General features: G+C 41.3%; 14 protein-coding genes. All 14 read left to right on the top strand.

Annotated features, from left to right (window positions below; translation table 11 throughout):
* Nucleotides 1-36 precede the first annotated feature (36 nt).
* Nucleotides 37-2,079 (top strand): flagellar biosynthesis protein FlhA, encoded by a 2,043-nt coding sequence (flhA, locus tag CDZ94_RS04885; protein WP_096435394.1) that lies wholly within the window; start codon nucleotides 37-39, stop codon nucleotides 2,077-2,079.
* A complete protein-coding gene (flhF, locus tag CDZ94_RS04880) occupies nucleotides 2,076-3,197 on the top strand; it encodes a flagellar biosynthesis GTPase FlhF (protein ID WP_096435393.1) in 1,122 nt (373 codons plus the stop codon). Before flhA ends, flhF begins: the two co-directional genes overlap by 4 nt.
* Entirely contained in the window at nucleotides 3,190-4,083 is an 894-nt protein-coding gene (locus CDZ94_RS04875; RefSeq protein ID WP_096435392.1) for a MinD/ParA family protein, read from the top strand. The genes flhF and CDZ94_RS04875 overlap by 8 nt, the downstream gene beginning before the upstream one ends.
* Nucleotides 4,080-5,204 carry a protein-glutamate methylesterase/protein-glutamine glutaminase gene (locus tag CDZ94_RS04870; protein WP_096435391.1) on the top strand — a complete coding sequence of 375 codons (1,125 nt, stop codon included), beginning with the start codon at nucleotides 4,080-4,082 and terminating at the stop codon, nucleotides 5,202-5,204. The genes CDZ94_RS04875 and CDZ94_RS04870 overlap by 4 nt, the downstream gene beginning before the upstream one ends.
* Nucleotides 5,197-7,239 carry a chemotaxis protein CheA gene (locus tag CDZ94_RS04865; RefSeq protein WP_096435390.1) on the top strand — a complete coding sequence of 681 codons (2,043 nt, stop codon included), beginning with the start codon at nucleotides 5,197-5,199 and terminating at the stop codon, nucleotides 7,237-7,239. Before CDZ94_RS04870 ends, CDZ94_RS04865 begins: the two co-directional genes overlap by 8 nt.
* Before the next feature lie 28 nt (nucleotides 7,240-7,267).
* Nucleotides 7,268-7,747 carry a chemotaxis protein CheW gene (locus CDZ94_RS04860; protein ID WP_096435389.1) on the top strand — a complete coding sequence of 160 codons (480 nt, stop codon included), beginning with the start codon at nucleotides 7,268-7,270 and terminating at the stop codon, nucleotides 7,745-7,747.
* The gene (locus tag CDZ94_RS04855) at nucleotides 7,747-8,385 is read left to right on the top strand and encodes a chemotaxis protein CheC (protein ID WP_096435388.1); all 639 of its coding nucleotides are present in this window, start codon (nucleotides 7,747-7,749) and stop codon (nucleotides 8,383-8,385) included. Before CDZ94_RS04860 ends, CDZ94_RS04855 begins: the two co-directional genes overlap by 1 nt.
* Entirely contained in the window at nucleotides 8,378-8,863 is a 486-nt protein-coding gene (locus CDZ94_RS04850) for a chemotaxis protein CheD (RefSeq protein ID WP_096435387.1), read from the top strand. The genes CDZ94_RS04855 and CDZ94_RS04850 overlap by 8 nt, the downstream gene beginning before the upstream one ends.
* Complete coding sequence (locus CDZ94_RS04845; protein WP_096435386.1) at nucleotides 8,860-9,162, top strand: hypothetical protein; 303 nt, start codon at nucleotides 8,860-8,862, stop codon at nucleotides 9,160-9,162. Before CDZ94_RS04850 ends, CDZ94_RS04845 begins: the two co-directional genes overlap by 4 nt.
* A 107-nt stretch (nucleotides 9,163-9,269) precedes the next feature.
* Nucleotides 9,270-10,037: a FliA/WhiG family RNA polymerase sigma factor gene (locus CDZ94_RS04840; RefSeq protein WP_096435385.1), complete on the top strand. Its 768-nt coding sequence runs from the start codon at nucleotides 9,270-9,272 to the stop codon at nucleotides 10,035-10,037.
* Between the two features lie 25 nt (nucleotides 10,038-10,062).
* Complete coding sequence (locus CDZ94_RS04835) at nucleotides 10,063-11,439, top strand: flagellar assembly protein A (protein WP_096435384.1); 1,377 nt, start codon at nucleotides 10,063-10,065, stop codon at nucleotides 11,437-11,439.
* 107 nt (nucleotides 11,440-11,546) lie between these two features.
* Nucleotides 11,547-11,870 carry a hypothetical protein gene (locus CDZ94_RS04830; protein WP_096435383.1) on the top strand — a complete coding sequence of 108 codons (324 nt, stop codon included), beginning with the start codon at nucleotides 11,547-11,549 and terminating at the stop codon, nucleotides 11,868-11,870.
* An 11-nt stretch (nucleotides 11,871-11,881) separates the two neighbouring features.
* On the top strand, nucleotides 11,882-12,397 hold the full coding sequence (locus CDZ94_RS04825; RefSeq protein WP_096435382.1) for a DUF6115 domain-containing protein: 516 nt from the start codon (nucleotides 11,882-11,884) through the stop codon (nucleotides 12,395-12,397).
* A 157-nt stretch (nucleotides 12,398-12,554) separates the two neighbouring features.
* Nucleotides 12,555-13,271 (top strand): 30S ribosomal protein S2, encoded by a 717-nt coding sequence (gene rpsB / locus CDZ94_RS04820; protein WP_096435381.1) that lies wholly within the window; start codon nucleotides 12,555-12,557, stop codon nucleotides 13,269-13,271.
* The last annotated feature ends 32 nt before the right edge of the window (nucleotides 13,272-13,303 follow it).

The raw sequence follows: 13,303 nt of genomic DNA, 5'->3' as shown, positions 1-13,303 counted from the left end.
TATGAGAAGGAACATATAGAGAAAGGGAGAAGTGCAATGGCACCTAGAGATTTAACCGTATTACTTGGGGTGGTAACGATTGTGATCATGTTGATCATTCCGTTGCCAACCGGCATCATTGACTTTTTAATCATTGTAAATATATCTCTTGCGCTTCTGATCATTTTAGTAGCGATGAATACGCAGGAACCGTTGCAGTTTTCCATTTTTCCCACGCTGCTTCTTCTCGTGACGTTATTTCGGCTTGGTCTGAACGTATCAACGACAAGGGCTATTTTAGGCAATCATGGTGACGCAGGAAATGTGATTGAAACCTTTGGGCAATTTGTTGTGGGAGGAAACGCTCTCGTTGGGTTTGTAATCTTTATCATCCTTGTTGTCATACAGTTTATCGTGATTACTAAAGGGGCAGAACGTGTTTCTGAAGTAGGTGCCCGTTTTACTCTTGATGCGATGCCCGGAAAGCAGATGAGTATTGACGCTGATTTAAACGCTGGAATGATTTCGGACACAGAGGCAAAAGAGCGACGCCAAAAAATTGAGCGAGAAGCTGATTTTTATGGGTCGATGGATGGCGCGAGTAAATTCGTCAAAGGGGATGCGATTGCCGGGATTGTGATCGTCATCATTAATATTATTTTCGGGTTAGTAATCGGCATGCTGCAAGAGGGGCTGCCTCTAGCGTCTGCTGCTGATAAATATACGCTTTTGACAGTAGGAGATGGATTGGTGAGTCAGATTCCAGCACTTCTCGTATCAACAGCTACAGGAATTGTTGTTACAAGAGCAGCTTCTGAAGGGAATTTAGGACACGATGTAACAAAACAGCTACTAGCTTATCCAAAAATGCTGTACGTTGCCGGGATCACGATCTTTTTACTCGGAGTAGCAACGCCGATTGAATGGCCAATTCCAACGATCGTTGCCCTTATGTTAGGTGCCGGTGCGTTCTTTATGGGCAAGGATGAAAAGGTCGCTCATGAACAAGAAGAGAGAGAAGAAACCGATGAAGATCGTGAAGAAGACCTCACAACTCCTGAAAGTGTGGTCAACTTGCTGCAAGTGGATCCGATTGAATTTGAATTTGGCTATGGTCTGATTCCTCTTGCTGATACGAATCAGGGCGGAGATCTATTAGACCGCGTTGTCATGATCCGAAGACAGCTTGCTATTGAAATGGGCATGATTGTTCCTGTCATTCGGATTCGGGATAATATCCAACTTCAGCCGAATGAATATTCAATTAAAATTAAAGGAAATGAGGTAGCAAAAGGAGAGTTGCTTCTCGATCATTTCATGGCAATGAGTCCAGGCGTTGATGACGATGCAATTACTGGGATTGAAACTGTGGAGCCGGCCTTTGGTTTACCAGCTTTATGGATTTCAGAGGACTTGAAGGAACAAGCTGAGCTGTCAGGATACACGGTTGTCGATCCTCCTTCTGTCGTGTCCACACATTTAACTGAAGTCGTAAAGAACCATGCAGATGAATTATTAGGACGCCAGGAAACAAAGCAGTTAGTCGATCATCTAAATGAGACATACGCGACACTTGTTGAAGATGTAACCCCGAACCCGCTGTCCTTAGGTGAAGTCCAAAAGGTTCTTAGTCGACTACTTAAAGAAAAAGTTTCGATTCGCAACTTACCTGTTATATTTGAGACGTTAGCGGATTATGGTCAAATGACGAAGGATTCGGATTTATTAACGGAATATGTTCGACAAGGTTTATCTCGACAAATTTCCAAACAATTTGTTTCAGAAGATGAAGCTTTACATGTTTTAACTGTAAGTGGTGCTGTTGAAAAAGCGTTGTCTGATGCAGTACAACAAACAGAGCATGGAAATTATCTCGCTCTGGATCCGCAAAACTCGCAACAAATCATAGAGAATATTATGCACGAAGTCGAACGAATGCAGGGGATGGGACATATGCCTGTTATCTTGTGCTCTCCTGCAGTACGCATGTACGTCCGACATTTAATAGAAAGGTACATGCCGCAAATCCCAGTTCTTTCTTACAATGAATTGGAGCCTCATGTTGAGGTACAAAGCGTCGGGGTGGTGAATGGATCATGAAGGTAAAAAAAATAGTTGTAAATGATATGCCAGAAGCAATGACAAAAATAAAAGAAGAGCTCGGGCAAAATGCCGTGATATTAAATTCAAGATCGATTGAAAAGGGCGGTTTTCTCGGATTTTTTACTAAGAAGAAATTGGAAGTGACTGCAGCTATAGATCCTGATCTTCGAGGACCTAAGGAAAAGTTCAACCCACGACAACCTGCACCACCAGCAAGTGACCAAAGAAAATCTCCTGCGTTAAGTCAGGAAATTGACCAATTAAGGTCGGCTGTTAACAAGCTTCAATCGCAGTCCGCAGTACCCAAGCATTCGGGGATTTATCCTGGTCCTTTAAATCAAGTAGCTTCCTGTCTTGAAAAAGAGGGCGTTCAATCTACTTATATCCAAGAAGTGATGGAGAAGCTTACAAAACAGTATTATCGAGAAGACAATCACCATGCCATAGACTTGAAGGACTGGACACAAAGCGCATTGACAGAGATACTTGCACACACTCGTTTTCAGACTTCAGGTTTTGAGACAAGGTATGTGAATGTAGTCGGTCCTACCGGAGTGGGTAAAACGACAACCCTTGCAAAAATGGCTTCGCGCGCCGTCATTCATGATCAAAAGAAGGTGGCATTTATTACGACCGATACGTACCGAATTGCCGCTGTTGAGCAATTAAAAACCTATGCGAAAATATTAAATGTTCCCGTTGAAGTAGCGTACACGATCGATGATTTTTCTGAAGCGCAGCGCAAACTATTAGACTATGACCTTATCTTTATTGATTCTGCTGGAAGAAACTTTCGTGATGCGGACTATGTGGAACAATTAAAAGGTGTGATTGACTTTTCAATGGATATGCAAACGCACCTCGTCCTTGCTCTCACATCCAAATACGAAGATATGGCGGATATTATCGAACAATTTAAACTCATTCAACCCGATCGCATCATTTTTACGAAATGGGATGAAACGAGCACATACGGAGCGATCGTCAATGTAATGAAGGAAACAGCTTTACCGATTTCTTACATTACGACTGGACAGGATGTACCCGACGACTTGGAAGTGGCAAACAAACAAAAACTTATCGATCAGCTCGTAAGGAAACTGCCTCATGGCTAACGATCAAGCAACTATTTTGCGAAACCAAATGAAGAACTATGGTATGAAAAAGGAAAGTGAAAGGAAGGCAACCCCTTCCTCAAGCACAAAAGTAATGGCGGTGGTTAGTGGTAAGGGTGGTGTCGGGAAGTCAAACTTCACCATAAACTTCAGCCTTAGTTTAATAAAGCAAAAAAAGCGAGTGTTGATCATCGATATGGATATCGGGATGGCAAATATCGATATATTACTAGGGAAGGCAGCCAGATACTCGTTTTTAGATATGATTTACGAGCGTAAATCGATTCGCTCAATAATTGAACATACCTCGGATGGAATTAGTTTTATAGCCGGGGGAACAGGAATGACTGAAATTGTTGAATTGAACGAAGCAGACCTCCGCTTTTTTACGAAAGAATTAACGTCTCTTTCAGATGATTATGAATATATTTTGTTTGATCTTGGAGCTGGTGTGAGCCAGGCCAGCCTTCAAGCTCTACTTGCCGCCCATGAAATAATCGTATTAACAACGCCTGAACCGACAGCAATGACGGATGCATATGGCATGATTAAATTCATTCATTCTCATAGCCAGGATTTGCCGATGCAGCTAGTAGTCAACCAATGTCGGACAGATCAAGAGGGGAAAAGGGTAGCTGACAACTTAATTCGCGTGACAGAAAAGTTTCTTAATAAGAAGATCGAATCTTTTGGTTATTTACCAAAAGACGAAGCAGTATGGAATGCAGTATGCGACCAGAAACCCTATTTGGTTCATGAACCAAATGCCAAAGTGAGTAAAGCAATGCATCGAGTAGCACAGCAGTATTTAGGCAAAAAGATTGAAAGTGAGCCTTCATTTCAAGCGTTTGTGAAAAAGTTTAAAGGGTGGTTGTTGAAAGAATGAGCATAAACAAACCTTGCACAACTGTTTTAATCATTGATGACTCAGCATTTATGCGTAAGATGATTGGTGATCTTTTAGAGCAAGATGAACGTATACGAGTAGTTGGTAAGGCACGAAATGGAGCTGATGGGGTTGAACAAATTAAAAATCTAAACCCTGATGTCGTGACCTTAGACGTCGAAATGCCTGTTATGGATGGGCTAGAGGCGCTCAAAATCATTATGAGACAATGCCCGACTCCTGTAATCATGGTTTCGAGTACGACCCAAAAAGGGGCAGAAACAACGATGGAAGCGATGAACATCGGAGCATTTGATTTTATTTCCAAACCATCAGGTCCAATATCTTTAGATATACATAAGGTGCAAAAATTATTAATAGAAAAAGTAATCTCAGCATCATCTACTCAAATCTCAAAACTAAAAACTGTATTTTCTGAAGCACCGCCTTTAGATAACACAATCGTAGACCGAATACAAAAGCAGGAGAACAATAAAACACCCATGCCGGTAGTAGAGGACCTAGATCGGACGATTGTAGCCATTGGAACGTCTACTGGAGGGCCGAGAGCATTACAAAAAATCTTAACACAGCTGCCGGCGAATTTTCCTTACCCAATCTTGATTGTTCAGCATATGCCTCCCGGTTTTACCAAGTCCCTTAGCAGTCGTTTAGCCTCACTATCGGCTATCCAAGTTAAAGAGGCAGAAGATGGTGAAATTCTTAACAAAGGGATTGCTTATGTCGCTCCAGGAGGCTACCATTTAAAAGTAGCGCGATCAGGGTCTTTAGTCGTAGTTCGATTAGATGATAAAAGTGAAGCTCTCAATGGTCACCGTCCATCGGTGGATGCACTGTTTTACTCTTTAGCAGCTCTTCAGAGAGTAAACGTACTTAGTGTCGTACTAACAGGGATGGGGGCAGACGGGGCAAAGGGGTTGATTCAATTAAAGCAACGCGGGAATACGGTGGCGATTGCTGAATCAGAACAAACAGCTGTCGTTTATGGGATGCCTAAAGCAGCTATTGCAGAGAAGGTAGTAGATCACATAATACCGCTTGATGAAGTGACAACGGCAATTCTCAGTTACAGTAGTAGAGGGGGAAAAACAAGTGGATAAAAATCAATATTTAGATATGTTTATAGACGAAAGCAGAGAACACATCCAAACCATTAACGATCACCTGTTAAAGCTCGAAGATAACCCGACAGATGAAACGTTTATCGGCGAAATATTTCGTTCCGCGCATACTCTTAAAGGAATGGCAGCCACGATGGGGTTTGAAGATATTACAAATTTAACTCATCAAATGGAAAACCTCCTGGATGGGATTCGGAATAAGACGATGGAAGCAAACACTGACTTAATTGATATCGTTTTTGAAGCCGTTGACCACCTTGAGAAAATGGTCGATGATATTGTGCAAGGGGGAGACGGAAAAAAAGATGTAACCGCTATTTTAAATAAACTTGAGCAAATTGAAAGCGGAAGAGTTGCGGAAGAAGTAGCTGTATCTGCTGAAGCTTCTTTATCATCTCCGACTGATACAAAAGAAAGAGCACAATCTCAAGTGTTCGATAATTTTGAATTAGCCGTTCTGGCTCAATCCCATGAACAAGGTTATAACGCATTTAATATCAAAGTTGAACTTCGGGCTGATTGTATTCTAAAAGCTGCTCGTGTTGTGATGATTTTTGAAGTCATTGAACATGTCGGAGAGGTAATTAAAAGCGAACCGCCGGTAGAAAAGTTAGAAGAAGAACAATTTGAAAGTGAGTTCCAACTGACAGTTTTATCGAAAGAATCGGTAGACGAATTAAGGGATCGTATTTTTAAAGTTAGTGAAGTGGAGCGCGTCGATTGTGAAGCCATCGAACTTGAACAGCTTGTTAAGGAAGATCAACAAGATAGAAAAGAAGACAATAATCGACCAGTGAAACAGAAATCTGAAACTTCAGATGATAAAGCTGATAAAGCGCCACAAACAGCTAGTAACCAAGGAACTAACAAAACGATTCGTGTCAACATTGACCGTTTAGATGCGCTCATGAATTTATTCGAGGAACTTGTAATTGATAAAGGACGATTAGAACAAATATCGGAAGAATTAAAAGAAACAGCATTGACGGAAACAGTAGAACATATGAGCAGAATTTCAGGTGATTTACAAAACATCATCCTTACGATGCGAATGGTGCCAGTAGAACAAGTCTTTAACCGCTTTCCAAGAATGGTAAGAGGCTTAGCTAAGGAACTAGACAAGCAAATCCAATTAGAGATAAGGGGGGCTGAAACGGAACTTGATCGTACGGTGATTGATGAAATTGGTGATCCTCTTGTCCACCTTTTACGTAATTCGATTGATCATGGTATCGAAAGCCCTCAAGAACGTCGGAGCTCTGGAAAAGATGAGCAAGGAACGATTGTTTTAACGGCATTCCATAGTGGTAATCACGTCTTTATTGAAGTGTCTGATGACGGTGCAGGGATTGACAGGAATAAAGTTCTCGGCAAAGCGATTAATAATGGTGTCATTACCGAAGAAGCTGGACGATCACTTACGGATAGCCAAGTCTATGATTTATTATTTTCAAGCGGCTTGAGTACAAGAGAAGAAATTTCCGATATTTCCGGCCGTGGAGTAGGCTTGGATGTCGTGAAAAACAAAATTGAGTCACTTGGAGGCAGCGTGACCATTACCTCTAGAAAAGGAAGGGGGGCGACGTTCTCTGTACAGCTTCCTTTAACGCTTTCAATTATGTCTGTCATGCTCGTTGAAGTTCAAGATGAGACTTTTGCAATTCCACTGTCGTCGATTATTGAAACTGCCATTATTAGAAAATCTGACGTTCTCCGAGCTCATAATCAGGAAGTGATTGACTTTAGAGGACATGTTGTTCCACTTATTGATTTAAAGCAGTTTTATAATGTTCCGGAAACAAGGAAATCAGAAAGCGAACATCATTCTATCGTTGTCGTACGAAAGGGCGATAAAATGGCGGCATTAATTGTTGATTCGTTTATCGGCCAGCAGGAAATTGTCCTAAAAGCCTTAGGCAACTACTTAACCCACGTATTCGCGATTTCAGGTGCGACGATTTTAGGAAATGGACAAGTGGCTCTAATTTTAGATTGCAATACGATTATAAAATAAAACCAGTAAACTTACAGGAGGGGTTTCCATGAATGAATCCGCAGTTTTAGAAAGCCAGAAAGTGATCGTTTTTCAGCTAGGGGAAGAGGAGTACGGTGTAGGAGTAGAACAAGTTCGTTCGATTGAGCGAGTTCAACCAATCACGAGAGTGCCAAATGCAGCTGAATTTGTAAAAGGGGTTATCAATTTAAGAGGTGTTGTTACCCCCGTCCTTGATTTACGACTCCGGTTTGGAATTGAGGAAAGAGAACATACCAACCAAACAAGAATTATTATTGTTTCAGTTGAAGATATGGAAGTTGGACTGATCGTCGATGCAGCTAACGATGTCATGGACATTCAAACAGATGCGATCGAACCACCTCCTGAAGTGGTTGGAGGCATAGAGGCTGATTATTTAAGAGGAGTAGCCAAGCTCGAGAAGCGTTTATTAATTCTATTAAACTTGCACAAAGTATTGAGCAAAGCTGAGCTCCAAGAACTTAAGTCGATTGAGGCTAATTCCTAATGGATATCTTACAAATAAAAGAGCACCATCTTGATGCGTTAAAAGAAGTGGGGAATATTGGAGCAGGTCATGCTGCCACCGCTCTTTCTGAATTACTAAATAAACCAATGGATATGAACGTCCCTTCTGTGGATGTTGTGCCATTTGAAGAGATGAATGACCGGTTAGGAGGAGAGGAGGCTGTTGTTTGTGCGGTCTTCCTCCAGGTTCAAGGGGATGCACCCGGGAACTTGTTCTTTATGCTGCCGGTTCAGGAAGCGACAACTCTTGTTCAAAAGCTGACTGGCGATACGTCACACTCGTTTTACTCTCGACCCTATTCAGAAATGGCAGTATCTGCTTTTAATGAAGTGGGCAATATTTTAGCGGGCTCCTACTTAACGTCACTCATGGATTTTACAAAGCTGCAAATGTACCCATCTCCGCCACAAACAGCCGTTGATATGGCGGTCGCGATTGTAAGCCACGGGTTAATCGCACATTCAAAAGTTAGTGACTATGCCCTCGTTGTTGACACTGAAATTTTCGAAATTGGTAAAAAAGAAAATGGAATTACAAAAGGGCACTTCTTTTTGCTTCCCGATCCAGAAGCATTCGATACTCTTTTTCAATCCTTAGGAGTAAGTGTGGATGAGTAACATTGTCAAAGTGAGTATGGCAGACCTGAATGTGGCGAATTCGCCACATAAAATAAGAACATTGGGGCTTGGATCCTGTGTGGGTGTCGTTATTTATGATGAACGTAAAAAAGCCTGTGGTATGGCTCATGTCATGCTCCCTTCTTCAGACCTTGGGAAATCAAAGTTAAATCGAGCAAAATATGCTGATACGGCGATTGAGGATTTGCTGTATTTACTAATGAAAATGAATGTTTCAAGGACCCGCTTAAAAGCGAAGGTGGCAGGAGGCGCTCAAATGTTTTCATTCGCTTCTACGAATGAAGTGATGAGAATTGGTCCTAGAAATATTGAGGCGGTACGTGACGAACTTCGCACACGTAAGATTCCTTTAGTTGGGGAGGATGTTGGCGGAGAGAGCGGTCGAACGATCGAATTTGATCCCGAAACGGCACAATTGGAGGTGCGAACAGTCAATCAAGGAGTAAAGGTCATATGAACATTAACAAATGGTTGGTAACCTTCACCTTTGGCGTCATGTCATTCATCATCGTTTTCATAGCTTCATTTTCTGTTAACGACTTGCCTGTCTCCTTGTATCGAGGTGCTATTGCTTTTTTAGTAGGTAGTGTGGTTGGGAGCGTACTCACCCTGTTTTTTTGTGTTGTTTTTTCACCAATAAAAAAATCTAATGAAGAAGAGAGACAGGAAATGGAGAAAGCAGCTGAACCATTTGAAAAAACGAATGAGGGTACAGAGAAAAAACAAGAACAAGAACAAGAGCAAGTACAAGGATAATGCCGGTACATAATTTTCGTTTGTATATGTTTTAAGAGCCTTTCAGTACACTTTACAAAAGCGGTATAAAATTCAAACATGTATTTCAATGATGAGGAGGTCAGTACATGAGGAAATTGACAGAAAAAGAACGACTAGTTGAGTATTGGGATCGCTGGCAGTTAAATGGAGATAAAGAAGCCTGTGATCATCTCATAGAGGAATATCTACCGTTAGTTGATTTCCATGTACAGCGAATCGCTGCAGGACTACCTCGTAATGTCCAGCAAGATGACCTTCGCAGTCATGGCATGATGGGCTTATATGATGCACTAGCGAAATTTGATACATCACGAGAATTAAAATTTGATACGTATGCTTCTTTTCGTATTCGAGGTGCGATCATCGATGGATTAAGGCAGGAGGATTGGCTGCCGCGTTCTATGAGAGAAAAAGCGAAAAAAATAGAAGCAGCACAAGAAAGAATAGAACAACGTCTCGGACGAAACGCCCAAGCAAGTGAAATAGCTTCTGAACTGGAGATGCCAGAGCAAGAAGTTCTACAAGTGGTAAATGAAAGTTTAGTATCCCACTTACTATCTATCGATGAATCAACAAATGAGGGTGAAAATGAGGATTCCTTTGCAGCTACGATTATCGATCATCATATGAAAACACCGGAAGAGCAAGCAATACTTTCAGCTAAATATAACGATCTGGCAGAAAAAATTAAAAATCTAACTGAAAATGAACAGCTAGTTGTCAGCCTGTTTTATTTTGAGGAATTGACGCTGACAGAAATTGGATATATTTTGGAATTATCCACCTCTAGAATTTCACAAATTCATTCAAAAGCGCTTTTCCGACTACAGCGCGCTTTTGACACTCAAAATTAACAGAAAACTAGCGAAGGAGGGAAATATGGGGGCGCTGCAAGACTATTACGGGTTTGAAGTTTCCGATAACAAGCTAGCGGCAAAAATAATACAATTAAAACCGATTGAGGACTTAGAAGAAGACCTTACTGAAGACCGCATTAAAACACTGTTACATGAGCTTGGGATTGTTTATGGAATTGAGGACGATGCGATAAGTAAACTTCTTCAAGGTAATCTCCAAGAGGCAATAACAATTGCAAATGGCAAGTCTGCAATAAATGGTGAAAACGCTCGGTTAGAGCCTGTTTATCCGTCACTAGGCGGAAAAGGTGGTCATGAAAATGAGATATTCGATTTACGTAACGTAGTCGCCCTCTCAAACGTAAGTCAAGGGACTATAATAGGTAAGAAAATTCTTCTCACATCTGGCACGGATGGTATGAACGTATACGGAGAAGTCATTCGTGCGAAGCCAGGGAAAGATTTAAAGCTGCGACCAGGTAAAAATACACGTATAAAAGATGACAGCGAAATCGTCGCTACAATTGACGGACAAATGAGTACAGAAAAAAAAGTGATCCACGTATACCCTGTGTATGAGGTTAACGGCGATTTAGATATGAAAATAGGAAATATCGATTTTATCGGGAGTGTTAACATTCGCGGTAATGTTCCCGCCGGCTATACAGTTCAAGCAAAAGGTGACATCCGTGTGCACGGTTCTGTGGAAGGAGCTCTTTTAACGAGTGGGGGGGCGATCTTTGTTTTACAAGGAGTCGTTGCTCAAGGAAAAGGGCAGATTGAGGCAAAAGGGGATATTTATACATCCTTTGTTAATCAAGGTAGCTTGAAAGCCGACGGTGATATTTATGTATCCCAATCAATCCTTCACAGCGAGATAGAAGCCCTTGGAAGCGTCGTATGTAAAGAACGACGAGGAAATATTGTCGGTGGCCAAGTATCAGCAGGGAAGGGTGTCGAAGTCAACGAAGTAGGCAATGAGATGAACACACTGACTCAATTGTTTTTAGGTACGAGCGAAAGGGTATATTCAAAACAAAAAGAAGCGCGGCTTCGACATGAAGAGTCAAGCGAAACACTAAAGAAGTTGTCTGCTTTATGCAAAGCAATTGAAGCAAAAGAAAAAAGCGGTCCCCTTTCAGCCAATGACAGGATCCTCAAGCTCAAAGTACGAAATAACTTAGTGACAGTTAACGAAGAGTATCAGCAAGCCGAAGATCAATTGTCGGAATTAAATGACCTTTTAAATAAAGTAGACGATGCAAATATTATAGTATATAAAGATTTGTTTCCGAGTGTATTTATTCATTTCGGCAAATATCGCCGTAAATTGCTTGCGAAACATCAGTGTGTGAGGGTATCGTTGGATAGTAGTGAGATTAAACTTACGACTTTATAGAGGATATCGAAAAGTCCGGGAAGCATAGCAGTGGAATCTCTTCGTCGTAATGATAACTCTGTTAAGTAGTATTTCCTCACTAACAAATTTCTTGGGGGGTAGATGGCATGGGGGGCTGGAAAGCCATAGAAATGCAAGTTGCTCTACCGAGAACACAAACAGCAGGGAAAATTCAGGATCAACTGCAGCAAAGGTCTATGCAGACACAAGGGCACCTCGCAGCTACTGAAAAAAAACAAATGGAAAAGCGGCGTGCACAAGTGACAAAAAATGAGAAGAGTGAACAAAAACGAATAGCGAATGATCAGGAAAAACGTGGGAACTCAAAATTTTCTCAAAATCAAAGACGATCTCCAAAAGAAGACGATAATTCAAAAATGAAAGATGAAGGCCATCCTTATAAAGGGAGAAATATTGATTTTACATGGTGAGAGGGGATCGCATGGTTTATTTTCTTATAGTGAGCATTGTTTTGCATTTCATTAGTTTTTATTTTTTAATTTTACTATATCAAAAACAACAAAATATCAGTTATTCGGAAAAGAAGCATAAACAGACGGTTCAAGAAATTGAAGATTTATTAGTCGCATACACAGCTGAAATGAAAGATAGTAACGAAAAACTGATAAACGAACTCGTAGAGAAGCAACACGAGACTCAAGCAGCTAACCCGCGTAATTCGGATTATAAGACGGAAGAACTGGGTAAAGAAAAACAGCAGTCGGAAAACATCCGTCCTCATATAAACCCATTTCCAGAGCCAGAGGTAGTAATTTTGGAAACCGAACAAAATTACTCACCACCGGTACCGAAAGACGAGCCAGAGGAAAGTGTAGAAGCTTCCCAAACAGCACAAGTGCTTTCATTGTATCACCAAGGGTATTCTGAGCTGGATATTGCGAAAAAGTTGAACATCGGAAATGGTGAGGTCCAACTTCTGCTAAAATTTTATAAATAGTGTTTGGAAAAACTTGCGGTAACACTCACGGTGTGGTATATTAACTTTCGGTGTTAATCACACACGCATGTTGATTTGGACAATGGTGCTGCTACTCGCAGTTTTGTTTAAAGAAGATACGTGCGGAGGATAAAAAAAACCAAAGGAGGTGTTTGATGTGGCAGTTATCTCCATGAAACAACTACTAGAAGCAGGGGTACACTTCGGTCACCAGACTCGTCGCTGGAACCCAAAAATGGATCGCTACATCTTCACAGAACGTAACGGAATTTATATTATTGACCTTCAAAAGACGGTCAAAAAAGTTGAGGAAGCGTTCAACTACGTGCGTAACGTAGCCGCTGACGGAGGAAAGGTTCTTTTCGTCGGAACGAAAAAACAAGCACAAGACTCTGTTAAAGAAGAAGCAGAGCGCTGTGGCATGTACTTCATCAACCAACGTTGGTTAGGTGGTACATTAACAAACTTTGAAACCATCCAAAAACGTATCCAGCGTCTAAAAGACATTGAGCGTATGCAAGAAGATGGAACATTCGACGTTCTTCCTAAAAAAGAAGTTGTTCTTTTGAAGAAAGAAATGGACCGTTTAGAGAAATTTTTAGGCGGTATTAAAGACATGGATGGCCTTCCAAGCGCATTATTTGTTATCGATCCTCGTAAAGAGCGTATCGCTATTGCAGAAGCACGTAAATTGAACATTCCGGTCGTTGCAATTGTGGATACAAACTGTGACCCAGATGAAATCGACGTGGTTATCCCAGGTAACGATGACGCGATTCGTGCGGTTCGCTTACTAACTTCAAAAATGGCTGATGCGATAATTGAAGCTAACCAAGGCGAAGACGAAGTGTCTACTGAAGAAACATCTGCTTAATAAATGAATGTACTTCCTGAAGGGTGATAGAG

It is taken from the genome of Alteribacter populi, assembly GCF_002352765.1.
Taxonomy (GTDB): domain Bacteria; phylum Bacillota; class Bacilli; order Bacillales; family Salisediminibacteriaceae; genus Alteribacter; species Alteribacter populi.
The sequence above is the reverse complement of the archived record's forward strand: the minus strand, read 5'-3'. Positions and strand labels throughout refer to the sequence as shown.

Coding starts and splice junctions, on each gene's coding strand:
- flhA (WP_096435394.1), top strand. CDS start 37: ATGGCACCTAGAGATTTAACCGTATTACTTGGGGTGGTAACGATTGTG.
- flhF (WP_096435393.1), top strand. CDS start 2,076: ATGAAGGTAAAAAAAATAGTTGTAAATGATATGCCAGAAGCAATGACA.
- CDZ94_RS04875 (WP_096435392.1), top strand. CDS start 3,190: ATGGCTAACGATCAAGCAACTATTTTGCGAAACCAAATGAAGAACTAT.
- CDZ94_RS04870 (WP_096435391.1), top strand. CDS start 4,080: ATGAGCATAAACAAACCTTGCACAACTGTTTTAATCATTGATGACTCA.
- CDZ94_RS04860 (WP_096435389.1), top strand. CDS start 7,268: ATGAATGAATCCGCAGTTTTAGAAAGCCAGAAAGTGATCGTTTTTCAG.
- CDZ94_RS04855 (WP_096435388.1), top strand. CDS start 7,747: ATGGATATCTTACAAATAAAAGAGCACCATCTTGATGCGTTAAAAGAA.
- CDZ94_RS04850 (WP_096435387.1), top strand. CDS start 8,378: ATGAGTAACATTGTCAAAGTGAGTATGGCAGACCTGAATGTGGCGAAT.
- CDZ94_RS04845 (WP_096435386.1), top strand. CDS start 8,860: ATGAACATTAACAAATGGTTGGTAACCTTCACCTTTGGCGTCATGTCA.
- CDZ94_RS04840 (WP_096435385.1), top strand. CDS start 9,270: ATGAGGAAATTGACAGAAAAAGAACGACTAGTTGAGTATTGGGATCGC.
- CDZ94_RS04835 (WP_096435384.1), top strand. CDS start 10,063: ATGGGGGCGCTGCAAGACTATTACGGGTTTGAAGTTTCCGATAACAAG.
- CDZ94_RS04830 (WP_096435383.1), top strand. CDS start 11,547: ATGGGGGGCTGGAAAGCCATAGAAATGCAAGTTGCTCTACCGAGAACA.
- CDZ94_RS04825 (WP_096435382.1), top strand. CDS start 11,882: ATGGTTTATTTTCTTATAGTGAGCATTGTTTTGCATTTCATTAGTTTT.